The sequence below is a fragment of the Aquabacterium sp. genome, from assembly GCF_044226965.1.
In the GTDB taxonomy this organism is placed as follows: Bacteria; Pseudomonadota; Gammaproteobacteria; order Burkholderiales; family Burkholderiaceae_C; genus Pseudaquabacterium.
The window spans coordinates 1-22,873 of the sequence record NZ_JBGAGA010000091.1; the positions used below are offsets into that span (position 1 = coordinate 1).

General features: G+C 69.9%; 20 protein-coding genes and 1 pseudogene. 12 read left to right on the forward strand and 9 right to left on the reverse strand.

From position 1 onward, the window contains the following. Positions 1-32: 32 nt before the first annotated feature. Both ACILR4_RS26115 and ACILR4_RS26120 read right to left on the reverse strand, forming a co-directional pair. Positions 33-1,538 carry an aldehyde dehydrogenase family protein gene (locus ACILR4_RS26115; protein ID WP_395703829.1) on the reverse strand — a complete coding sequence of 502 codons (1,506 nt, stop codon included), beginning with the start codon at positions 1,536-1,538 and terminating at the stop codon, positions 33-35. Between the two features lie 18 nt (positions 1,539-1,556). Beyond that, positions 1,557-2,651 carry a saccharopine dehydrogenase NADP-binding domain-containing protein gene (locus ACILR4_RS26120; protein ID WP_395703830.1) on the reverse strand — a complete coding sequence of 365 codons (1,095 nt, stop codon included), beginning with the start codon at positions 2,649-2,651 and terminating at the stop codon, positions 1,557-1,559. Between the two features lie 137 nt (positions 2,652-2,788). On the opposite strand from ACILR4_RS26120, the gene ACILR4_RS26125 reads away from it, so the two are divergent. From ACILR4_RS26125 to ACILR4_RS26135, 3 genes are read left to right on the forward strand one after another with little or no spacing between them, the layout of a single operon-like run. Then, entirely contained in the window at positions 2,789-3,226 is a 438-nt protein-coding gene (locus ACILR4_RS26125) for an Lrp/AsnC family transcriptional regulator (protein WP_395703831.1), read from the forward strand. Positions 3,227-3,278: 52 nt separating this feature from the next. After that, positions 3,279-4,136 (forward strand): alpha/beta fold hydrolase, encoded by an 858-nt coding sequence (locus ACILR4_RS26130; RefSeq protein ID WP_395703832.1) that lies wholly within the window; start codon positions 3,279-3,281, stop codon positions 4,134-4,136. 18 nt (positions 4,137-4,154) lie between these two features. Continuing rightward, complete coding sequence (locus tag ACILR4_RS26135) at positions 4,155-4,802, forward strand: Crp/Fnr family transcriptional regulator (protein WP_395703833.1); 648 nt, start codon at positions 4,155-4,157, stop codon at positions 4,800-4,802. A 23-nt stretch (positions 4,803-4,825) separates the two neighbouring features. Here ACILR4_RS26135 and ACILR4_RS26140 read toward each other — a convergent pair whose 3' ends face one another. Further along, positions 4,826-5,818, reverse strand: a complete 993-nt coding sequence (locus ACILR4_RS26140; RefSeq protein WP_395703834.1) for a catalase — start codon at positions 5,816-5,818, stop codon at positions 4,826-4,828. Positions 5,819-5,995: 177 nt separating this feature from the next. Here ACILR4_RS26140 and ACILR4_RS26145 point away from each other — a divergent pair, with 177 nt between their 5' ends. Genes ACILR4_RS26145 through ACILR4_RS26155 form a run of 3 tightly spaced genes read left to right on the forward strand, consistent with a single transcriptional unit; the run spans position 5,996 to position 8,992 of the window. Beyond that, positions 5,996-6,892, forward strand: coding sequence for an amino acid ABC transporter substrate-binding protein (locus ACILR4_RS26145; protein ID WP_395703835.1), 897 nt, complete (start codon positions 5,996-5,998; stop codon positions 6,890-6,892). A gap of 34 nt (positions 6,893-6,926) precedes the next feature. Beyond that, the gene (locus tag ACILR4_RS26150) at positions 6,927-7,697 is read left to right on the forward strand and encodes an aspartate/glutamate racemase family protein (protein ID WP_395703836.1); all 771 of its coding nucleotides are present in this window, start codon (positions 6,927-6,929) and stop codon (positions 7,695-7,697) included. Then, a complete protein-coding gene (locus tag ACILR4_RS26155; protein WP_395703837.1) occupies positions 7,694-8,992 on the forward strand; it encodes an FAD-dependent oxidoreductase in 1,299 nt (432 codons plus the stop codon). The genes ACILR4_RS26150 and ACILR4_RS26155 overlap by 4 nt, the downstream gene beginning before the upstream one ends. Before the next feature lie 11 nt (positions 8,993-9,003). Here the strand turns inward: ACILR4_RS26155 and ACILR4_RS26160 are convergent, their stop codons facing one another. Further along, on the reverse strand, positions 9,004-9,894 hold the full coding sequence (locus tag ACILR4_RS26160; protein ID WP_395703838.1) for a LysR family transcriptional regulator: 891 nt from the start codon (positions 9,892-9,894) through the stop codon (positions 9,004-9,006). Positions 9,895-9,960: 66 nt separating this feature from the next. Between ACILR4_RS26160 and ACILR4_RS26165 the strand changes: the two genes are divergently transcribed. Together ACILR4_RS26165 and ACILR4_RS26170 are read left to right on the forward strand one after the other, a co-directional pair. Next, positions 9,961-10,809, forward strand: a complete 849-nt coding sequence (locus ACILR4_RS26165) for a lysophospholipase (protein WP_395703839.1) — start codon at positions 9,961-9,963, stop codon at positions 10,807-10,809. Between the two features lie 51 nt (positions 10,810-10,860). Beyond that, positions 10,861-12,336 (forward strand): M20 family metallopeptidase, encoded by a 1,476-nt coding sequence (locus ACILR4_RS26170; RefSeq protein ID WP_395703840.1) that lies wholly within the window; start codon positions 10,861-10,863, stop codon positions 12,334-12,336. Positions 12,337-12,362: 26 nt separating this feature from the next. Here ACILR4_RS26170 and ACILR4_RS26175 read toward each other — a convergent pair whose 3' ends face one another. Next, positions 12,363-12,728 (reverse strand): hypothetical protein, encoded by a 366-nt coding sequence (locus ACILR4_RS26175; RefSeq protein ID WP_395703841.1) that lies wholly within the window; start codon positions 12,726-12,728, stop codon positions 12,363-12,365. A 114-nt stretch (positions 12,729-12,842) separates the two neighbouring features. On the opposite strand from ACILR4_RS26175, the gene ACILR4_RS26180 reads away from it, so the two are divergent. Continuing rightward, on the forward strand, positions 12,843-13,859 hold the full coding sequence (locus ACILR4_RS26180) for a LysR substrate-binding domain-containing protein (protein ID WP_395703842.1): 1,017 nt from the start codon (positions 12,843-12,845) through the stop codon (positions 13,857-13,859). Here the strand turns inward: ACILR4_RS26180 and ACILR4_RS26185 are convergent. Beyond that, positions 13,846-14,901, reverse strand: a complete 1,056-nt coding sequence (locus ACILR4_RS26185) for an aminoglycoside phosphotransferase family protein (protein ID WP_395703843.1) — start codon at positions 14,899-14,901, stop codon at positions 13,846-13,848. The genes ACILR4_RS26180 and ACILR4_RS26185 overlap by 14 nt on opposite strands. 167 nt (positions 14,902-15,068) lie before the next feature. Here ACILR4_RS26185 and ACILR4_RS26190 point away from each other — a divergent pair, with 167 nt between their 5' ends. Genes ACILR4_RS26190 through rsmA form a run of 3 tightly spaced genes read left to right on the forward strand, consistent with a single transcriptional unit; the run spans position 15,069 to position 19,487 of the window. Further along, positions 15,069-17,354 carry an LPS-assembly protein LptD gene (locus tag ACILR4_RS26190; RefSeq protein WP_395703844.1) on the forward strand — a complete coding sequence of 762 codons (2,286 nt, stop codon included), beginning with the start codon at positions 15,069-15,071 and terminating at the stop codon, positions 17,352-17,354. A 16-nt stretch (positions 17,355-17,370) separates the two neighbouring features. Beyond that, positions 17,371-18,708 carry a peptidylprolyl isomerase gene (locus ACILR4_RS26195; protein WP_395703845.1) on the forward strand — a complete coding sequence of 446 codons (1,338 nt, stop codon included), beginning with the start codon at positions 17,371-17,373 and terminating at the stop codon, positions 18,706-18,708. After that, a complete protein-coding gene (rsmA, locus tag ACILR4_RS26200; RefSeq protein ID WP_395703846.1) occupies positions 18,705-19,487 on the forward strand; it encodes a 16S rRNA (adenine(1518)-N(6)/adenine(1519)-N(6))-dimethyltransferase RsmA in 783 nt (260 codons plus the stop codon). Before ACILR4_RS26195 ends, rsmA begins: the two co-directional genes overlap by 4 nt. Positions 19,488-19,716: 229 nt before the next feature. Here the strand turns inward: rsmA and ACILR4_RS26205 are convergent. The 3 genes and pseudogenes from ACILR4_RS26205 to ACILR4_RS26215 all read right to left on the reverse strand — a co-directional run. Continuing rightward, positions 19,717-20,187, reverse strand: a pseudogene (locus ACILR4_RS26205) (barstar family protein); the annotation flags it as partial. Beyond that, positions 20,159-20,545: a ribonuclease domain-containing protein gene (locus ACILR4_RS26210; RefSeq protein ID WP_395703847.1), complete on the reverse strand. Its 387-nt coding sequence runs from the start codon at positions 20,543-20,545 to the stop codon at positions 20,159-20,161. The gene ACILR4_RS26210 and the pseudogene ACILR4_RS26205, both read right to left, overlap by 29 nt. A gap of 287 nt (positions 20,546-20,832) precedes the next feature. Continuing rightward, on the reverse strand, positions 20,833-22,873 hold a 2,041-nt coding region (locus ACILR4_RS26215), incomplete at its 5' end, for an NADP-dependent malic enzyme (protein ID WP_395703848.1).

Genomic DNA, 22,873 nt, shown 5'->3' on the forward strand with positions numbered 1-22,873 from the left:
GCGAAGGACGGGAGCAGCGCCATCACGCGGGGTCAAACATCGAACTGCACGCCCTGCGCCAGCGGCAACGCACGCGAGTAGTTGACCGTGTTGGTCGCGCGGCGCATGTAGTTGCGCCAGGCGTCCGAGCCCGATTCGCGGCCACCGCCGGTTTCCTTCTCGCCGCCGAAGGCGCCGCCGATCTCGGCGCCCGAGGTGCCGATGTTGACGTTGGCGATGCCGCAGTCGGAGCCGCTGGCGGCCAGGAAGGCCTCGGCCTCGCGCAGGTCGTTGGTGAAGATCGCCGACGACAGGCCCTGCGGCACCGCGTTTTGCAGCGCGATGGCCTCGTCCAGCGTCTCGTAGCGCAGCGTGTAGAGGATGGGCGCGAAGGTCTCGTGGCAGACGACCGCGCTCTGCGCCGGCATCTGCACCAGCGCCGGCGCGACGTAGAACGCGCCCGGCTGCGCCGCGGTCAGCACGCGTTCGCCACCGGCCACCTGGCCACCCTGCTCGCGCGCCTGCTGCAGCGCCAGCTGCATGCCTTCGAACGCGGCCTGGTCGACCAGCGGGCCCACCAGCACGCCGGGCTCGCGCGGGTCGCCGATCTTCAGGCTGGCGCGCGCGCGCTCCAGGCGAGCCACCAGCGCGTCGTGGATGCTGCTGTGCGCGATGACGCGGCGCGTGGTGGTGCAACGCTGGCCGGCCGTGCCCCAGGCGCCGAAGGCGATGCCGCGCACCGCCAGGTCGAGGTCGGCTGACGGCGTGACGATGATCGCGTTGTTGCCGCCCAGCTCCAGCAAGCAACGTCCAAAGCGAGCGGCCACGCGCGGGCCGACCGCGCGGCCCATGCGGGTGGAACCGGTGGCCGAGACCAGCGCGACCAGCGGGTGGTCGACCATCGCCTGGCCGGTGGCCGCGCCGCCGTTGAGCACCTGGCTCAGGTGCGCCGGGGCATCGTGGCCGAAGTGCGCCAGCGCGCGCTCGAACAGCGCCTGCGTGGCCAGCGCGGTGAGGGGCGTCTTCTCCGACGGCTTCCACACCACCGCATTGCCGCACACCAGCGCCAGCGCGGCATTCCAGGCCCACACCGCCACCGGGAAGTTGAAGGCCGAGATCACGCCGACCACGCCCAGCGGATGCCACTGCTCCATCATGCGGTGGCCGGGGCGTTCGCTGGCGATCGTCAGGCCATGCAGCTGGCGCGACAGGCCGACCGCGAAGTCGCAGATGTCGATCATCTCCTGCACCTCGCCCAGGCCTTCGCTGGTGACCTTGCCGGCCTCCAGCGTCACCAGCGCGGCCAGCTGGCTCTTGTGCGCGCGCAGCTCGGCGCCGAACAGCCGCACCAGCTCGCCGCGGCGCGGCGCCGGCACGTTGCGCCAGGCCAGGAAGGCCTGCTGCGCGCGCTCGACGGCCGCGTTCATCGCCTCGGCGCCGGCATCGGGCACCTGGCCCATCGTGTGGCCGTCGATCGGCGAACGCGAGGTGATCGGGCCGGCGGCGTAGGCGGCGGGGGCGACGCCAAGCGCGTCGAGCAGGGAGGCAGCAGTGCTCATGGGGAATTCCGTGTGGGGTCAGCCGATGGACTCAACCTGCCGCGACTGCTGGTAAGCCTTGCCGAAGCGGTTGGCCAGGAAGGCGGGCAACTCTACCTGTTCCTGCCGGATGAAACCGCTGGCGGGCAGCTTGCCCTCACGGAACAGGTCGACCGCGGCGCAGATGCCGGCGGCGGTGGTGATCTGGATCGCCGACAGCGGTGACGTTTCGCTGCGATCGGCAAAGATCTTGCGCGCGAACACTTCCTGCACCAGCGAGCCGCGGCGCATGCCGCTGACGGTGACGAACACCAGCACCACGTCCTGCATCGTCGCCGGCATCGAGCGGCGCATGATGTTCTTCAGCGTCTCCTGGTCGTGCTTGAGCTGCAGGTCTTCCAGCAGCATGCACATCAGGTCGCGGTGGCCGGGGTAGCGCACGGTCTTGTAGTCGAGGTTGCGCACGCGGCCGGCCAGCGTCTCGCACAGCGTGCCCAGGCCGCCGGAGGTGTTGAAGGCCTCGTACTCGGTGCCGTCCAGCGAGAAATGCTCCAGGCCTTCCATCGGCAGCGCCGCGATGTTGCCGCCGTCCTTGATGACCTCGCAGGGGTGGCAGTACTCGTTGATCAGGCCGTCGACCGACCAAGTCAGGTTGTACTTCAGCGCATTGGTCGGGAAGGCCGGCAGCGCGCCGACGCGCATCTTCACGTCGTGCAGCGTGTCGAAGCTCTTGGCCAGGTGGTGCGCGACGATGCCGATGAAGCCGGGCGCGAGGCCGCACTGCGGCATGAAGGCGGTCTTCGCGCCCTCGGCGATGCGCATGATCTCCTTGGTGGCGGCCACGTCCTCGGTCAGGTCGAAGTAGTGGCAGCCGGCTTCCAGCGCCAGGTGCGCCGCGGTGATGGCCAGGTGGTACGGCAGCGCGTTGACCACCGCGTCCTGCCCGCGCAGCACCGCGGCCAGCGCGGCCTTGTCCTCGGTGTCCACCGCCTTCGTGGTGATGCCGCGGCCCTGGATGCGCGACAGCGTCTGCGCGTTCTTGTCGACCACGGTGACCTGGTAGTCGCCGGAGTCACCCAGCAGCTGGGCGATGGTTTGTCCGATGTGGCCGGCGCCGAGCAGGGCGATGCGCATGGGGAACTCCAGGAAGAGAAGAGGTGGAAGGGACGACAGCGATGGCCGGCAGTCTAGGCAGGGGTGTTGACGAAAGAAAGCACGAGTTCGTCGAAGAGGCGCAGAATTCGGACGATTCGTCAGCATCAATCGCCGCAATGTCCAAGGATCAGACCGACCGTGACCTCATCACGCTGCTGCAGGCCAATGCCCGCGAGAGCACCGCCAACCTGGCGCGCAAGCTCGGCATCGCGCGTACCACGGTCGTCGCGCGGCTGGCGCGGCTGGAGCGCGAGGGCGTGATCGTCGGCTACACCGCGCGGCTGGGGCTCGACGACGAGCGGCCGCGCGTGCAAGCCTATGTCGGCATCACGCTGAGCCCGAAGTCCAGCCGCGACGTGATCCGCAAGCTGCACAAGATTCCCGAGCTGCTGCAGCTCAGCTCGGTCAGCGGCGAGTTCGACTACATCGCGATGCTGCGCGCCGACACCACCGCGCGGCTGGACCAGCTGCTCGACGAGATCGGCGAGATCGACGGCGTGCTCAAGACCACCACCTCGGTGGTGCTGGCCGTGCGCATCGACCGCAGCCCCTGAACACGGGCAAGGTCGGCACAATCGGCGGGGTCCTGGCCACCCGCGCGCGCGCATGCTGATCACCATCGCTCCCGGCGTTCGACTCTTCGTCGACATCGAAGGCCCCGGCCTGGTGCCCGACGGCCCCCGCCTGCGCGAGAAGCCCACGCTGCTGCTGCTGCACGGCGGCCCGGGCTACGACCATTCGGGTTTCAAGCCGGCGTTCTCGCGCCTGGCCGACATCGCGCAGATCGTGTACGTCGACCACCGCGGCCACGGCCGCAGCGACCGCCGGCCGCCCGAGGAATGGACGCTGGACACCTTCGCCGACGACGTGGTGCGGCTGTGCGACGCGCTGGGCATCGTCAAGCCCATCGTGCTGGGCCAGTCCTTCGGCGGCTTCGTCGCCCAGCGCTACATCGCGCGGCACCCGGCGCACCCGGCCAAGGTCATCCTCTCCAGCACCTCGCCGCACATGGGGCTGGCGCGCAAGCTGGCGATGTTCGAGCAGCTCGGCGGGCCCGAGGCGCGGCGCGTGGCCGAGGCCTTCTGGACCATGCCGAACGAGGCCACCTGGGCCGAGTACAACCGCGTCTGCAGGCGCCACTACAACACCGTGCAGCCGGCGAACGACGATGGCCATCGCCGCATCATCTTCAACGAGCCGATCCTGTTCGCCTCGGCCGGCGGCGAGCAGCAGACGATGAACCTGCTGCCGGGCCTGGCCCGCGCGCAATGCCCGGTGCTGGTGATGGCCGGCATGCAGGACCCGGTGTGTCCGATCGACGATGCGAAGGACATCGCGGCCGCGCTGCCGCCGCAGTGGCTGCGCTTCGCGGCCTTCGCGAAATCGGGCCACGGCGCCTGGCGCGACGAGCCCGAGGCGGCGTTCGCGCTGCTGCGCGATTTCATCCTGACACCGGCCGACTGACGCCGACAAGGGATTGCCATGGACCGCACCGGCTCGCTGCCCATCGACGACACGCTGTCGAAGGCCCTGCTGGCCGAGATCGCCACGCATGGCGGCACGCGCAACTTCCCGGCGCACGCGATCCTCATCAACGAGGGCGACGCCACCGATTCGCTGTACATCGTGCTCAGCGGCCGCGTGAAGGTGTATGCCAGCTCGGAAGACGGGCGTGACGTGGTGCTGGGCGAGCACGGCCCGGGCGAATACTTCGGCGAGCTCTCGTTCGACGGCGGGCGGCGCTCGGTGTCGGTGATGGCGCTCGAGCCCTGCAGCTGCCGCGTGGTGCAGGGTGCGCAGCTGCGCGAGTTTCTGGCGGCGCATCCGGACTTCGCGCTGCACCTGGCGCTGAAGCTCAGCCGCATGGTGCGGCGTCTCACCGAGCAGGTGAAGAGCCTGGCCCTGCAGGATGTCTACGGCCGGCTGGTGCGCCTGCTGATGGAGCTGTCCGAGCCGGTGGGCAGCGAACGGCTGGTGAAGCAGAAGCTGACGCAGCAGGACATTGCCGAGCGCATCGGCTCCTCGCGCGAGATGGTCAACCGCGTGCTGAAGGAGCTGACGACCGGCGGCTATGTCGCGCAGCGCGACGGACGCCTGGCCATCCTGCGCAAGCTGCCGGCGGCCTGGTAGAGCGGCTGCTGCTGCGCGCTGCTTCAGGCGGCGCCGCGGGTCTGCTGGCTGGTGAAGTAGAAGACCTTGCGCGCGCGCTGCACGTTGCCCAGCGGCCGGTGCACCGCCAGCGCCTGCCAGGGGTCGAACACGCCGGCCTCGGCGCGCGCCTGCAGCGCCTGGCCCTCGGGGCTGGCCAGGTCCTGCCGTGGCAGGTGCAAGGTGGCCACCGTGGTGTAGGGCGAGACCCAGTCGACCGAGGCGTCCTCGATCGGCGTGCTGCGCTCGTCGGTGAAGGGTTGCAGCTGCAGGGCCCATTGCAGCGGGCCGCGGGCCAGGCGTGCCTGCAGGTCGGCGCCGTAGTCGGGCTTGCCGGCGGCCGCGGCGCCGTTGCTCGGCGCGGGTTCGAGCCGCACCCGCACCGCGTACGGGCCGCAGGCGATGGGCACCGCGCTGAAGAATTGCGCGGTGGCGAAGCCGCTGAACTTGCGGCTCACGGCCGCCAGCAGTGCCAGCAGGCGGCGCGGGCCGCCGATCGGGCCGTAGCGCTTGAACAGGTAGCCCAGCAGCGCACCCTGTCCGCGCGCGGCGGCCAGCACGAAGTCGGCGAACTCGCCGCCGCCCGGGAACGCGAACTTCGGCTGGTTGATCAGCAGGAAGTCCTGGCTGGTGGCCGGGCCGTTGCCCAGCGCGCTGTCACCCTGCACGCCGAAGACCTTGAACGCGAAGCCGCGGATGTCGGGCACCTTGTCGGGCGCGCGGTCCATGCCGCCGTTGGACAGGCGCACCAGCACCGCGTGCTGGCCTGGCGTGGCGAACAGGCCGTGCTGCGCGAAGGGCGGCAGATTGCCGTGCACGGTGAGCGTGCCCTGCGCCGCGACGATCTGCTTGCGGTGCAGCGCGCGGCCCTGGCCATGGCGCGCCGAGCGGCGCTGCTGCATCTCCACCAGTTGCCGCGATTGCGCCTCGAACTGCCGAGCCTCGTCGGGCGCGATGTGCTCCTGCCAGTCGGTGCTGGCGTTGATGTGGCTGCTCAACGCGGACCTCCGTCCTTGGGGTGTCGGGCGCACCGTAGCACAAGCGGTGCCAGTGGCTGACCATAAGCCAGTCTTATGGGGCTCGGTGTTAGCGCGATGACCACGCCGATGCGCATCGCCCTAGCATCGGGCCTTCGTGCCAAGCTGCTTGGCTTCCACCCCGAAAGGATTGTTCGCATGCGTGCTTCGACCCTCACCGCCTTTGCCCTGGCCCTGTCCACCCTGTTGCCGCTGGGCGCCTCGGCGCAAGGCAACGGCACGCTGGACAAGGTGAAGTCCAGCGGCGCCATGGTGGTGGCCTACCGCGAATCGTCGATCCCGTTCTCCTACCTCGGTGGCGATGCGCAGCCCACCGGCTTCGGCTGGGAGATCTGCGGCAAGATCGTCGACCAGGTGAAGAAGGCCACCGGCCGCGCCGACCTGAAGGTCAGCACCCAGTCGGTGACCTCGCAGAACCGCATCCCGCTGCTGGTGAACGGCACCATCGACATCGAGTGCGGCTCCACCACCAACAACAGCGACCGCGCCAAGCAGGTGGCCTTCGCGATCAACTACTTCTACACCGGCACGCGCTTCCTGGTGAAGTCCGATTCCCCGATCAAGGCGCTGGCCGACCTGAAGGGCAAGAAGGTGGTTTCCACCGCCGGCACCACCAACTACCAGGTGCTGCGCAAGATCAACGCCGAGCAGAACCTGGGCTTCGACCTGCTGGCCGCGAAGGACCATGCCGAATCGGCACTGCTGGTGAAGTCGGGCCGGGCCGATGCCTTCGGCATGGACGACATCCTGCTGTACGGGCTGCGCGCGAGCGAGCAGAACCCGGCCGAGATGGCGGTGGTTGGCGAGGCGATCCAGGTCGAGCCCTACGCCATCATGCTGCGCAAGGACGACCCGGCCTTCAAGAAGCTGGTCGACGACGTGCTGGCCGGGATGATGAAGAGCGGCGAGTTCGAGGCGCTGTACAAGAAGTGGTTCCAGTCGCCGATCCCGCCCAAGGGCATCAACTTGAATGCGCCGATGAGCAAGGAACTGCGCGACAACCTGAAGGCGCTGTCGGACAAGCCGGCGCTCTGACCCGCGCCGCGTCCCACCACTTCCGGAGTCAGCGATGAACAGCGTGGCGCCGCGCGGCGCAGGCGGCGCCGTGGGCGGCGTGGTCGGGGTGCTCGGCGGCATGGGGCCACTGGCGACGATCGACTTCATGCACAAGATGCTCAAGGCCACGCCGGCGCGGCAGGACCAGGAACATGTGCCGATGGTCGTCAGCTCGATTCCGCAGGTGCCCGACCGCAACGCGGCCTGGCGCGGCGAGGGCGATTCGCCGCTGGCCGCGATGCTGGCCAGCGGCCAGCGCCTGGCCGAGGCCGGTGCCGGCCTGGTGGTGATGCCCTGCAACACCGCGCACCTGTGGTTCGACGAACTGCACCACCGCCTGGGGCTGCCGATGCTGCACCTGGTGGACGCGGCGCTGGCCGAGGCCGGCGCGCTGGCCGGCCCGGCCGCACGCATTGGCCTGCTGGCCACCGATGCGACGCTGGACGCCGGGCTGTACCAGCAGCGCGAACTGGACGGCATGGCTTTCGACTGGTTGCTGCCCGATGCGGCTTCGCGCGCCGGCCAGGTGATGCCGGGCATCGCCGCGGTGAAGGCGGGCGACCTGGCGCGCGGCGCTGCCTTGCTGCATGAGGCCGCGCTGGCGCTGGCCGCGCGCGGCGCACAGGTGCTGCTGCTGGGCTGCACCGAGATTCCGCTGGTGGTGCACGAGGACACCGCGCCGCGACCGGTGGTGGATGCCACCGCGGCGCTGGCGCGGTGCGCGGTGGCCTGGTCGCTGGCGCAGCGGCGTGCGCCGGACGCGGCGGGAGGGCGCCCGGCATGAGCGAAGCCAGGACGGCCCGCGGCGACGGGCGCGAGGTCTGCGTGATCGGCGCCGGCATCGTCGGCTGCGCGAGCGCGGTGGCCTTGTCGCAGGCCGGCTGGTGCGTGACGCTGGTCGATGCGCAGGCCACGCCCGGCCTGGGCGAGAGCCGGGCCAACGGTGCGCAGCTGAGCTACAGCTATGTCGAGCCGCTGGCCACGCCGGCGGCACTGCGCGCGCTGCCCGGCTGGCTGCTCGCGGCCGACAGCCCGCTGCGCTGGCGCCCCCGCACCGACTGGGCGCACTGGCGCTGGCTGCTGCAGTTCGTCGCGGCCTGCCGCTGGTCGCAGGTGAGCGCGACGACCGAGGCGCTGCTGGCCTTGTCGGGCCTGAGCCGGCAGGTGCTGCACCGCTGGCTGGCGCAGTGGCCCACCATCGCGCCGGCCACGCAGCATGCGCGGCCGGGCAAGCTGGTGCTGTACCGCGACGCGGCGGCGCGGCCGGCGGTCGAGCGCCAGATCGGCTGGCAGCGGGCCTGGGGCTGCGAGCAGCAGATCATCGGCGCCGACGAATGCCGGCGCCTCGAACCGGCGCTGGCCGCCAGCGGCGGCGGGCCGATTGCCTTCGCGGTGTGGACCGAGAGCGAGGAGGTGGTGGATGCGGCGCTGCTGGCGCAGGCGCTGGCGCGGGCCAGTGGCGCGACGCTGCGCCTGGGCGAACGTGCACTGCGCTTCGAGCGCGGCCGGGCCGAGGGTGGCGAGGCCCGCATCAGCGCGCTGCACACCGAGGCTGGCCGGATCGAGGCCGATGCCTTCGTGCTGGCCGCCGGCCCCGCGGTGCGTGCACTGCTGCAGCCGCTGGGCTGGGCGCCGCCGGTCGAGCCGATCCGCGGCTACAGCATCACCCTGCCGGTGCATCAGCCGTCGATGGCGCCCAAAGTGAGCGTCACCGATGCAGCGCGCAAGCTGGTCTACGCCCGGCTCGGCGATCGGCTGCGGGTGGCAGGGTTCGCCGAGCTGTGCGGCAGCGACCGCTCGCTCGACCCGCGCCGCATCGAGGCGTTGTGCCGGGCGGTGCGCGAGACCTTCGACGGCGCCTGCAGCTTCGACGATCCGCAGCCCTGGGTCGGACTGCGCCCGGCCACGCCGGGCGGGCGGCCGATCATCGGCGCGACGCGCTGGCCCGGGCTGTGGCTCAACGCCGGCCATGGCGCGCTGGGCCTGACCCTGGCCTGCGGCAGTGCCGATCTGCTGACGTCGATGATGAGCGGCCAGAAGGCGCCGATCGACCCGGCGCCGTATCGCCTGCCTGGCTGAGAGCCTGCGCGTCAGCTAGGGTCTTGTGTCACCGCGCGCACCGCATCGACGAAATCGGCCACCGGCTGCGGCGAACGCAGGCCCAGCGGCAGCAGCGCGCTGATCTGCACCGGCACCTCTGGCAGCAGCGTGCGCACATGCAGCGTGTCGCTGCGGCTCGCGCGGGCAGTGAAAGAGTCGATGATCGCCGGGCCGAAGCCCTGTTCGGCCAGCAGCATCGCGATGTGGTGGGTCTGCACCGTGATGCCGGCGCGCGGCACCAGGCCCAGCCGGTCCCACTGGTCGGCCAGCATCGCGCCCAGCGGGTCGCGTTCGTCGATGCGGATGAAGGGCGCGCGCAGGATGTCTTCCAGCGCCACCGAGCTGCGGCGGTCGGCGCCGCGCGTGCCGACCTTCGAGACACAGACCACGCGACCGGTGGCCACCGTCTGCTCCTGCAACGCCGGGTGCGGCGCGCTGCCGTAGACGATGCCGACATCGCCCTCCTGCAGCGCGATGGCGCGCGCGATCTCCCGCGTGTGCAGGGTCTCGATCGTCACCGGCATGTCCGGGTAGCGCTGGCGGAAGCGTGCCAGCGCGGCGGGCAGCGCATGCACCGCGAGCGACGGCACGATCAGGATGCGCAGCTGGCTGCCGGCGCCGCTGCCCAGTGCGGCAGCCAGGCGACGCAGCGATTCGAGCTGCGACATCAGCTTCTGCACCTCGGGCACCAGCGCCAGCGCCTCGCGCGTGGGCACCAGCCGGTTGCGCTGGCGGGTGAACAGCGCGTAGCCCAGCTGCAGCTCGGCATGCTGCAGCGTCTGCGTCACGGCCGGTTGGGTGACGTGCAGCAGGCGGGCCGCGCCGCTGGCGCTGCCGGCCAGCATGATCGCGTTGAAGACTTCGATGTGTTTGAGGCGCATGCAGCGGCGACGATACTGCAGCCCTGTGCCAACCGACAGGGTGCCCGGGCACCCGTGAACCGATCGATGCCCACTCTGCAGACTGGCGACGGCCTGGCCTTGCACCTGCGCCACTGGCCCGTGCGCGATGGCGCGCGCGGCACCGTGCTGATCGTGCATGGGCTGGGCGAGCACATCGGCCGCTATGCCCATGTGGTCGAGCACCTCAACCGTTGCGGCTGGCAGGTGACGGGCTATGACCAGCGCGGCCACGGCGCTTCCGGCGGCCAGCGGGGCGCCATTGCGGCCGCCGACAGCCTGCTGGCCGACCTGGGGGCGGTGATCGACGCGCTGCGCCAGCTGCAGCCGGGGCCCCTGGTGCTGCTGGGGCACAGCATGGGCGGGCTGGTGGCTGGGCGCTTCGTCGCCGAGGCGCTGGCCGAGGCGCCAGCGCCGTGGAGCCGGGCGGTCGAGGCGCTGGTGATGTCCTCGCCGGCGCTGGATCCGGGCATGAACGCGTTCCAGAAGGGCCTGCTGGCCGTGCTGGGGCCGCTGATGCCGAACCTGGCCGTGGGCAATGGCCTCGATCCGCGCTGGGTGTCGCGCGACCCTGCGGTGGTGCGCGCCTACCGCAGGGATCCGCTGGTGCACGACCGCATCACGCCGCGGCTGGCGCGCTTCATCGTCGAGGCCGGTGCGCGGGTGATTGCCGACGCCCCGCGCTGGCAGCTGCCGACACTGCTGCTCTATGCCGGCGCCGACCGCTGCGTGGCCCCGCGCGGCAGCGACGCGTTTGCCGCGGCGGCCCCGCCGGGTGTGCTGGTGCACCAGCGCTACGAAGGCCTGGCGCACGAGATCTTCAACGAGCCGGAGCAGGCGCAGGTGTTGGCCGACCTGGCGCGGTGGTTGTCCGCGCACGGGCTGTCCAAGGCCTAAACTCGCCTCACCCCCTTTGTCTTCACCTACGTTGCGGGAGCCACGAGCACCATGAACGCACGCGATCCATTGCTGCCGCTGCAGCCCGACGAGGCCACCGCGCTGGCCAGCTTCGCCAATCGGCGCTGGGACGAAGCCATCGTGCCGGCACTGACCGACTACATCGGCGTCCCCGCGAAGAGCCCGATGTTCGATGCCGAGTGGCAGCAGCACGGCTACATCGACCGCGTGGTGCGCGATGCTGCGGCCTGGGTCGAGAGCCGCAAGGTGGCCGGGCTGACGCTCGAGGTCGTGCGCATCGAAGGCCGCACGCCGGTGATCTTCTTCGAGGTGCCGGCCACCAAGGCCGGCTCCACCGACACGGTGGTGATGTATGGCCACCTCGACAAGCAGCCCGAATTCAACGGCTGGCGCAACGACCTCGGCCCCTGGACGCCGAAGTACGAGAACGGCCTGCTCTACGGCCGCGGCGGCGCCGACGATGGCTATGCGGTGTATGCCGCGGTCACCGCGATCGAGGCGCTGGACGCGCAGGGCCTGCCGCGGCCGCGCATCGTCGGCCTGATCGAGACCTGCGAGGAAAGCGGCTCCTTTGACCTGCCGGCCTACCTGGGCGCGCTGAAGCCGCGGCTGGGCAACGTCAGCCTGGTGGTCTGCCTCGACTCCGGCGCCGGCAACTACGACCAGCTGTGGCTCACCTCGTCGCTGCGCGGCATGGTGTCGGGCGTGCTGAAGGTCGAGATCCTGACCGAGGGCGTGCACTCGGGCGATGCCAGCGGCGTGGTGCCGTCGAGCTTCCGCATCCTGCGCCAGGTGCTGGACCGGCTGGAGGACTCGAAGACCGGCCGCCTGCTGCCCGACAGTTTCCACTGCCAGGTGCCGGCCGACCGGCTGGACCAGGCGCGCGCCGCCGCTGCCACCCTGGGCGACGAGGTGTGGAAGCGCTTCCCCTGGTCCTGCGGCGCCGATGGCGCGAGCGCGCTGCCGATGACCACCGATCCGGTCGAGGCGCTGCTGAACCGCACCTGGCGGCCGACCTTGTCGGTGGTCGGCGTCGACGGCTTCCCGGAGCTGCGCAACGCCGGCAATGTGCTGCGGCCCTACACGGCGTTCAAGCTGTCGCTGCGGCTGCCGCCGCTGGTCGATGGCAACGAGGCCTCGCTGAAGCTGAAGGCACTGCTCGAAGACAACGCGCCGTACAACGCGCGGGTCACGTTCCAGCCCGATGGCCGCGCGGGTGCGCTGGGCGCCACCGGCTGGAATGCGCCCTTGCTGGCGCCGTGGCTGGCCGATGCGCTGGATGCTGCGTCACAAGCGCACTACGGCGCGCCGGTCGGCTTCATCGGCCAGGGCGGCACGATTCCGTTGATGAACATGCTGCAGCAGGGCTTCCCGCAAGCGCAGATGATGGTCTGCGGCGTGCTGGGCCCGAAGAGCAATGCCCACGGGCCCAACGAGTTCCTTCACGTGCCCTACGCCAAGCGGCTCACCGCGGCCGTGGCCCAGGTGATCGCCGCCCATCCTTGAAGGCTTGAGAGGGGGCACAGCCCGACTCAGCGCGCGGCGGCCAGGGTTGTCACGGCCAGCAGGCGCCGCGGCTGGCTGGCGGTGGCCACGGCCAGTTCCCCGGCGGGCAGCAGCTCGCCATGGGCGCGGGCGGCCAGCACCTCGGCCTTGACGGTGGCGCGCGCCAGCAGCGGTGCGGGCTCGTTCGAGGCCGCGCTGCCGGCCAGTTCGCCAGCGGCCAGCAGCTGGTGCGCGTGGCGCGCCTGGCGCACCTCGGCCTTCACTTCGCTGCGGCTGTGGGTCACGACGAAGGGCGTGCTGTCGACCGTCGGGTCGTCGGCCAGCGCGGCAGTGCTCGCCAGGGCCATCAGCGTGACGGCGAGGGCGGGGGCGATGAAGTAGCGGATGTTCATGATGAGGTCCTGAGAGGTTTCGGTGTTGCGATGACCAGACTCTAGGCATTGATCGATCGTGAATAAATGGCCGACGCCTCAACATGCCATTGACGAAATCCGAATAATCCGATCATGGATCAATTCAAGGCAATGCGGGCCTTTGCCCGTGTGATCGACGAAGGCGGCTTTGCCGCTGCGGCCCGCGCGCTGGACGTGGCGCCGGCGGTGGTCACGCGGCTGGTGGCCGATCTCGAAAGCCACCTCGGCGCGCGCCTGCTGAACCGCACGACGCGGCGCATCGCGCTCACCGAGGTCGGCGAGGCCTACCTCGAACGCGCGCGCCGCATCCTGGGCGAGGTCGAGGAGGCCGAGGCGCTGGCCAGCGCCGCGACAACCGAGCCGCGCGGCCACCTGCGCGTGCTGGTGCCGCCGGCGCTGGCGGTGCACCAGCTGGCCAAGCACCTGCCCCGTTTCCACAAGCAGTTTCCGCAGGTGACCGTCGAGCTGCATTCGCCGGGGCCGGTGGACACCATGGACGAGAGCTTCGACCTGACGCTGCTGAGCAAGCGCGTGCCGCTGGACGGCGACTTCGTCGCCAGGCGGCTGGCGCGCACCGAGGTGATCCTGTGTGCCTCGCCCGAGTACCTGGAGCGGCATGGCCGACCGCAGCATCCCGACGACCTGCACCGGCACGACACCCTGCTGCCGCCGATCTCCGACCTGCACCGCGGCATCACCTTCCACAGCGGCCATTGGGGCGACGACGAGCCCGGCGGCGAAGCGGTGACGCTGGTGCCGCGCCGGCCGGTGCTGAGCACCTCGCATACCGACACGATGTATGCCGCGGCGCTGCACGGGTTGGGCGTGGCGGGGCTGCCGTCGTTCCTGATCGAGGATGCGCTGCTCGAGCACGCGCTCGAACGCGTGCTGCCCGAATGGCGGCTGTTCTCGATGACGCTGTGGGCGACCATGCCCACGCGAAAGCATGTGCCGGCGCGCACGCGCGCCTTCCTGGACTTCCTGGTCGCCATCTTCGGTGGCGAAGACCGCGATCCCTGGCTGGCGGCGGCCGGCTGTGAGACCCTGCCGCAGGGCTGCCCGGGGCGTGCCGCGGCCCGCGACACCGGGGCCGCGCTCAGCGCAGCGTGAAGGCCGAGGTCGTCAGCGCGCCGGTCATCGGCTCGATCAGGCCGATCAGCGGCTGCAGTTCGCGGTAGCGCGTGGCCACCCGCGCCACGTAGCCGAAGAAGCGCGGCAGGTCGGCGCTGTAGCGCGGCTTGCCGTCGCGGTGCTTCAGGCGGCAGAAGATGCCCAGCACCTTCAGGTGCCGCTGCAGGCCCATCCACTCCAGGGCGCGCCAGCATTCGCCGAAGTCCTCGCCCATCGCGTGACCGGCCAGCAGGCCGGCGGCGCGTGCCTGCTGCCACCAGCGCACCGCCCAGTCGAGCTCGCGGTCTTCGTCCCAGGAAATGAAGGCATCGCGCAGCAGCGAGGCGATGTCGTAGGTCACCGGGCCGCGCACCGCGTCCTGGAAGTCGAGGATGCCCGGGTTGGGCGTGGTCACCATCAGGTTGCGCGGCATCCAGTCGCGGTGCACGGCCACCTGCGGCTGCGCCTGCGCGCTGCCGATCAGCAGCTCGCACAGGCGCTGCCATTGCCGGCCCTGCGCGGGCGTCCAGCTGTGGCCGTACTCCTGCATCACGCACCAGGTCTCGAACAGCGAGAGCTCGCGCTGCAGCAGCTCGGTGTCGTAGGCCGGCAGGCCCTGTGGGTCGACCCGCTGCTGGAACTGCACCAGGGCGCGCACCGCATCGCGCATCAGCGCATCGGCCTGCGCGGGAGTCTGCAGCGCATCCAGGTACAGCGTCGTCCCCAGGTCCGCCAACAACAGGAAGCCATGCTCGGCATCTTCGGCCAGCACCTCGGGTGCATGCAGGCCGGCGGCGCGGATGCGGCTGGCGATGTCGACGAACGGCCGCACATCCTCCTGCGGCGGCGGGGCGTCCATCACGATGAACGAGCCCTGGCTGCCGCGGACGCGGAAATAACGCCTGAAGCTCGCGTCCGCCGAGGCCGGCACCAGGCTGGCAGCGTCGAACCCGAAGCGCTGGCACAGAGGCGCCAGCCAGGCGTGGAAGCGGGCCTCGCGGGCGGCATCGGGCCAGGTGATCGGGGCGGTGGCGGCGGTCATCAGGCGGCAGGGCCCTCGTGGATAATCCGCCGATTCTACGAATGGCCGGTGCCCCAGCCTGCCCCTAGCCGGGCGGCCCCGCTTGGCGGGCAGCGCCGCTTGCTCCACTGCCTGTGCACTTGTCCGACCGGCCCTTGTCCTCGCTGAGCCGCCCCCCCCTGACCGCGTTGGCACTGGCCGCTGCGGCAGCGCTCGCGCATGCCGAGCCGCCGCTGGTGCTGCAGCCCAGCACCCAGCTGCAGCCGGTGCCGCGGGGCGAGCAGGCCCGGCAGCGGCCGCTGATCCTGCAGGCCAACGAACTGCGTGCGCGGCCCGACCTCGATGCGGTGGCCGAGGGCCGTGTCGAGTTTCGCCGCGCCGGCACCGTGATCCGCGCCGATCGGCTGACCTACGACAGCCCCGACGATCTGGCGGTGGCACGCGGCCATGTGCAGATCCTGCGCGAAGGCAGCATCTTCCGCGGGCCCGAGCTGCAGCTGAAGGTGCAGCGCTTCGAGGGCTTCTTCCTGCAGCCCGAGTTCGAGCTGCCGCTGCTGGGCTCCGGCGGGCGTGCCGACCGGGTGGACTTCCTCGACGCTTCGCGCTCGCAGATGAGCCAGGCCGTGTATTCGAGCTGCCCGCGCGACGGCTCCGGCGACCCCGACTGGCTGCTGCGCGCCGACCGCGTGCGCCTGGACCTGGAAACCAACGAAGGCCGGGCCGAGGGCGCGGTGCTGCAGTTCCTGGGCGTGCCGATCCTGGGCCTGCCGGTGCTGAGCTTTCCGCTCAGCGACGATCGCAAGTCCGGCTGGCTGCCGCCGAACTTCGACCTCGACAGCCGCAGCGGCTTCGAGTTCGGCGTGCCCTACTACTGGAACATCGCACCGAACCGCGATGCGACCTTCACACCGACGGTGCTGACCCGCCGCGGGGCCGCGCTGGCCACCGAGTTCCGGTACCTGGAGCCGCATGACAGCGGCCGGCTCAACCTGGACCTGCTGCCCAACGACCGCGTGAGCGGCCGCACCCGCTGGTCCTGGACCTTCGACCACGAAGGGGGCCGGCCGGAGGGCTGGCGCTACAAGGCCAACCTGTTCCGCGTGTCCGACGATGCGTACTGGGAAGACTTCCCTCGCCTGATCCACAGCACCACGCCGCGGCTGCTGCCCACCGATGTGCAGGCCGAGCGTTCGCTGCAGACTCCCTTCGGTTCGGGTCTGGTGTATGCCCGCGCGCAGCAATGGCAGGTGCTCGCTGCGCGCGATCCCACGGCATTGATCGTGGCGCCCTACCAGCGCAGCCCGCAGCTGGGCCTGCGGCTGCAGCCCGCGCTGGGCGGTGGCCTGCGGGCGAGCGTCGAGACCGAGGTCAACCGCTTCACGCGGCCGGACGTGGCCGGCACCACCGACAGCCTGAACACCGGCTGGCGCTGGCATGCGCTCGGCCAGCTCAGCCGACCCTGGGGCGACAGCGCCTGGTGGCTGACGCCCAAGGCTGCCTTCAATGTCGCAAGCTACGCCACCGACCAGCCGATGAGCGATGGCCGCACCCACGCCGGCCGTTTCATCCCGACCTTCAGCGTCGACACCGGCATGGTGTTCGAGCGCGACAGCCGATGGTTCGGCCGGGCGCTGCGCCAGACCCTGGAGCCGCGGCTGCTGTACGTCAACACGCCGTACCGCGACCAGAGCCGCTTGCCGAACTTCGATTCGGCCGACCGCGACTTCAACCTGGTCTCGCTGTACGACGAGAACCCCTTCACCGGCGTCGATCGGGTGGCCGATGCACACCAGCTGACCGCCGGCGTCGTGACCCGCTGGATCGATGCCAACACCGGCGCCGAGACGATGCGCCTGGGCCTGGCGCAGCGGGTGCGGTTTCGCGATCAGCGCGTGACGCTGGACAGCGGCGCGGCGCCGCTGACGCAACGCCTGTCGGACGTGCTGATCGAGGGCGCCACCTCGCTGGTGCCGAGCTGGCACTTCGACACCGCGATCCAGTACAACCCGGACCTGAAGCGCACGGTGCGGGCCAGCAGCACCATCGTGTACCAGCCCGGGCCGTTCCGCACCCTGAGCGCCAGCTACACGCTGGCGCGTGGACTGTCCGAACAACTGGCGCTGGGCTGGCAGTGGCCGATCTACCGCGGCACCGCCAGGCCGGTGGGCGCGGCTTCGGGCTGCGGCGGCACCCTGTACGCGGTGGGCCGGCTGAACTACAGCATGAGCGACAGCCGCATCACCTCGTCGATTGCCGGTCTCGAGTACGACGCCGGCTGCTGGATCGGGCGCATCGTGCTGCAACGCCAGTCGATCGGCGCGAACGAGGCCACCACCCACCTGGCGCTGCAGCTGGAGCTGGTCGGCCTGTCTCGCCTAGGGTCAAACCCGCTCCAGGTGTTGAAGGACAATATCCCTGGCTATCGTCTGTTGCGGGATCCGCGCAGCCCGCCACCGCTGATCGCCGAACCCTGATGCTTGCTGGACCCACATGATTGCTGATTTCGCCATCCGCCTCGTCCGTGCCGTCGCGCCGCTGGCCGCTGCACTGGGTCTGGTGGCTGCCCTTACGCCCGTCCAGGCCCAGAACGCACGCGCACCGCTGCGCCCCGGGGACTACATCGTCGCGGTCGTCAATTCCGAGCTCGTCACGGCGGTCGAGGTCGAGCAGCGGCTGGCGCGGACGCGGTCTGATGCCCAGCGCAGCGGCGCACGGCTGCCGCCCGACGAGGAGCTGCGCAAGCAGGTCGTGGACGCCCTGATCGACGAGCGGGTGCAGAGCACCTATGCCCGCGAGGCCGGCGCGAAGATCGACGACGTCGAACTCGAACGCGCCGTGGCCAACGTGGCGGCGCAGAACCAGCTGACGACCGCGCAGCTGAAGGAGCGGGTGCAGTCCGAGGGCATGGACTACACGCGCTTCCGCAACAACCTGCGCGATCAGATGCTGGTCGAACGCGTGCGCGAGCGCGAAGTGACCTCCCGCATCCGCATCTCCGATGCCGACATCGACCGCGTCGTCGCGCAGCAGCGCGCCGAGGTGGCCGGGGACCAGGAGCTGAACCTGGCGCAGATCCTGATCACCGTGCCGGAAGGCGCCCCCGAGGCGGTGGTGGCCCAGCGCCGCGCGCTGATGGCGCAGGCGCAGGCGCGCCTGCGCGCGGGCGAAGACTTTACGAAGGTCGCGCGCGAGATGTCCGAGGACGGCAACCGCGCCGCCGGTGGCGAGATCGGCATGCGCTCGCAGCGCCGCCTGCCGGACGTCTTCGTCGAGGCGGTCCGCAACCTCAAGGTCGGTCAGGTCGCCTCCGAGCCGCTGCGCACGGCGGCGGGCTTCCACCTGCTGAAGGTGCTGGCGCGCGAGGACGCCGACGCCTTCAAGGTGACCCAGACCCACGCCCGGCACATCCTGATGCGGGTGACCGACCGCTCGTCTGTGCAGGCAGTCTCGAACCGTCTCGAACAGTTGCGCCGCCAGATCGAGCGCAAGGAACGCCGGTTCGAGGACGTGGCGCGCGAGGTCTCGGAAGACGGCAGCGCGCAGCAGGGGGGTGATCTCGGCTGGACCTCGCCTGGCAGTTTCGTGCCCGAGTTCGAGGATGCGATGAACCGGCTGGCCATCGGCGCGATCTCGGCGCCGGTGGTGTCGCGCTTCGGCGTTCACCTGATCCAGGTCACCGAGCGCCGCAACGTGACCCAGGACCCGAAGACCGTGCGCGAGCAGGCCCGCAACATGCTGCGCGAGCAGCGCTTCGAACAGGCCTACCTCGATTGGACCAAGGACCTGCGGCTGCGCGCCTACATCGAGATGCGCGAACCTCCTCAGTGAGCAGCCCGCACGTCGCCCGCAAGCGCTTCGGCCAGCACTTCCTGGTCGACGCTGGCGTGATCGACGGCATCGTGCGCGCGATCGATCCGCGGCCTGGCCAGGCGCTGGTCGAAATCGGTCCCGGACTGGGGGCGCTGACACAGCCGGTGCTCGAGCGCTGCGGTGCGCTGACGGTCATCGAACTCGATCGCGACCTGGCCGCGCGCTGGCGCCAGCGGCAAGGCGTCTCGGTGATTGAGTCGGACGTGCTGAAGGTCGACTTCGCCGGGTTGGCCGCGCAGTTCAGCCAGCCGCTGCGCGTGGTTGGGAACCTCCCCTACAACATCTCGACGCCGATCCTCTTTCACCTGTTGGAGGCGGCGGCGCACATTCGCGACCAGCATGTGATGCTGCAGAAGGAGGTGGTCGACCGCATGGTCGCGAGCCCTGGCAACAAGGACTATGGCCGGCTCTCGGTGATGCTGCAGTGGCGCTATCGGCTCGAGTCGCTGCTGGAGATCGGGCCCGAGGCCTTCGACCCGCCACCCCGGGTGGATTCGGCTGTCGTGCGCATGGAGCCACTGGCGCCCGCCCCGGTGGTGGACCAGGCCTTGCTGCAGGAACTGGTGACGGTGGCCTTTTCGCAGCGCCGCAAGTTGCTGCGGCACACGCTGGGCCGGTGGTTGTCGGCGCGCGCGTCAGACGCCGCGTTCGACCTGCAGCGCCGTGCCGAAGAGGTGCCGGTGGCCGAGTTCCTGACGCTTGCGCAGGCGCTGAGCCGGCAGTCGACCGGCGCTTAGAAAGCAGAGCGGCCCGAGGTGGGCCGCCAGGTCTGCATGTTGGGGACGGCGCCGATCAGGCGGGCGTCAGCCACATGGCGGTGTCGAATGCACTGCTCATCATCGGCATGTTCATCCCGAAGTTCGGATTGCTGCCGTTCTTCGAGGCGGCCTTGGGGGCGGGCTTCTCGGGCACGGCGGCCACTTCGTTGACCCGTTCCCAGGCACTGGTCTCGCCGCTGCGGGCCACCGCGAAGGAGTAGAAGCAGCGGAACGGCACCCGGCGCTCGGCCCAGAAATCGGCCGCATCGCGGAACACGTCGAGCAGCTGCTCGCGCGCTTCGCGGTCGAACTTGGCATTGTCCGGCAACTGTTCCAGCACCACCACGAAGCCCGGCTGGGAGCCGGCGCGATGGACAAGATCGGTCATGCAATCGAACAAGGCGTCGAGGTTCTTGCCGAAGTGCGACGGGAAGAGGAAGGACTCGGCGATCTTTTCCAGCACGTCCTGCTTGGACTGGGCGTCGGTCAGATTGGCGTACAGGAAATGCTGGCCGGCGCCTTCGGCCGCCTGCATCAGGTCTTCGACGCGGTAGGCACGAATGGCCTGGACGATGTTGGGACGGACGGTCTGCAGCAGCATGGTCGCGATCCTCCGAATGTCAAGAAACTGTTGTGCTTCGATGCCACGATCACTGGGCGATGAGCTTGAAACTTGCATAGTGGTCGTCGCTGTAATAACAGGCCTCGGGTTGCGTCGGTTGACCCCCGCCGCACACGATGCGCCGCGCGCCACGGTTGCGTGCACCGGGCGTCGGCACCGTGTACTCACGGTAGTAGCCACGCGCGCGCCGCGGCAGCACCCGTTCGCGATTGCCGAAAACCGAGCCGTCCTTGCCATACGGGAAAGGGCCGCCGTTGCGGATCAATCGGTGTGTTTGCTGGGCCTCGGGCGGCAAGGCCGAAACGGCCACCGTGGCCGTTTCGTCAACCGACTTCTTGGCTTCGACCGCTGTGCCGGCGAGGGCCGACACGACGACCAGCGAAGCGAGCACCAACCTTCTCAGTGACACTTGCATCGTTGACCGCACGGTCCAAGACACGGGATAACCCTGAACTCTGACGCCGTCATGCTACCGGATCGGTCGCCGGAACTCAAGCCGGTTGCCTCAATTTTGGGCAACCGAGCACGGATTTGAGTGGGCGCTCACAACCTGAATAAGCCCTCAAAAATCAACAAAACTTGAGTTGTCAAGAGGGCGATTGCGGGGTCGGCAAATATTCCGTTGGGTTCGGGGGAGGTGTATGCACCACCGTGAGGATTTGAATCAAATAGCCACAGTGGAAATTTCGTTGAAGTGCCGCTTCAGCGGGCGGCGTTGGCGTCGGCGACGGTCAGCGCGGTCATGTTGACGATGCGGCGCACCGTGGCCGACGGCGTCAGGATGTGCGCCGGCTTGGCCGCGCCGAGCAGCACCGGACCGATGGCGATGCCGCCGCCGGCGGCCGTCTTCAGCAGGTTGTAGGCGATGTTGGCGGCGTCGATGTTCGGCAGCACCAGCAGGTTGGCCTCGCCGCTGAGCGTGGAGCGCGGCATCAACTCGGCCCGGTAGGCGGCGTCGAGCGCGGCATCGCCGTGCATTTCGCCGTCGATCTCGAGCCAGGGCGCCGACTCCTTCACCAGGGCCAGCGCCTCCCGCATCTTGACGGCCGAGGGCTTGTCACTGGAGCCGAAATTCGAGTGCGACAGCAACGCCGCCTTGGGCTGCACGCCGATGCGCAACATCTCTTCGGCGGCCATCACGGTGATCTCGGCAATCTGCTGGGCCGTCGGGTCGTAGTTGACGTGCGTGTCGACCAGGAAGATCTGGCGATTCGGCAGGATCAGGCCGTTCATGCAGGCGTAGGTGCACACGCCCGGGCGGCGGCCGATGATCTGGTCGATGTGCGCCAGATGCTGCTGGGTGGAGCCCCAGGTGCCGCAGATCATCCCGTCGACCTCGCCCTTGTGCAGCAGCATGCTGGTGATCAGGGTCAGCCGACGGCGCATTTCGATCTTGGCGAACTGCTCGGTCACGCCCTTGCGCTCGGTCAGGCGGTGGTAGGTCTGCCAGTAGTCGCGGTAGCGCGGGTCGTCGTCGATGTTGACGATCTCGTAGTCTCGACCGCGTTCCAGGCGCAGGCCGTACTTCGCGATGCGACGCTCGATGATCGACTGGCGGCCGACCAGCCAGGGCCGCGCCAGGCCTTCGTCGACGATCACCTGCACGGCGCGCAGCACGCGCCGGTCCTCGCCTTCGGCAAACGCGATGTTCTTGCGCGCGGCCCGCTTGGCCAGCGAGAAGATGGGCTTCATCGTCTGGCCCGAGGCATAGACGAAGCTCTGCAGCTTGTCGACGTAGGCCTCGTAGTCGGTGATGGGCCTGCTGGCGACGCCGGACTCCACCGCCGCCCGCGCCACCGCGGGGGCAATCTTCATCATCAGCCGCGGGTCGAAGGGCTTGGGAATGAGGTATTCGGGCCCGAAGCTCAGCGTGGCGCCGGCATACGCGGCGGCGACCACGTCACTCTGCTCGGCCTGGGCCAGTTCGGCCAGCGCCTGAACCGCGGCGATCTCCATCGCGTCGGTGATCGTCGTTGCGCCGCAATCGAGCGCACCGCGGAAGATGTACGGGAAACACAGGACGTTGTTGACCTGGTTCGGGTAGTCGGTGCGGCCGGTAGCCATGATCGCGTCGTCGCGCACCGCCTTGACTTCCTCCGGCATGATCTCGGGCGTCGGGTTCGCCAGCGCAAAGATCAGCGGCTTGGCGGCCATCGACTTCACCATCGCGGGCTTCAGCACGCCGCCGGCCGAAAGACCCAGAAACACGTCGGCATCGGCCATCACCTCGGCCAGCGTGCGGGCCGCGGTTTCCTGCGCGAACTCGGCCTTGTCCGGGTCCATCAACTCGGTGCGTCCCTTCCAGACCACGCCGGCCAGGTCGGTCACGAAGATGTTCTTGCGCGGCAGACCCAGCTTGACCAGCAGGTTCAGGCACGCGAGCGCGGCGGCACCGGCGCCGGAGGTGACGAGCTTGACGTCCTCGATGCGCTTGCCCACCACCTTCAGGCCATTGAGCAGTGCGGCGCCGACGACGATGGCGGTGCCATGCTGGTCGTCGTGGAAGACCGGGATCTTCATGCGCTCGCGCAGCTTGCGCTCGACGTAGAAGCAGTCCGGCGCCTTGATGTCCTCGAGGTTGATGCCGCCGAAAGTGGGCTCGAGCGCGGCGATCACGTCGACGAGCTTGTCGATGTCGCGCTCGTTGAGCTCGAGGTCGAACACGTCGATGCCGGCGAACTTCTTGAACAGCACGCCCTTGCCTTCCATCACCGGCTTGGCGGCCAGCGGGCCGATGTCCCCC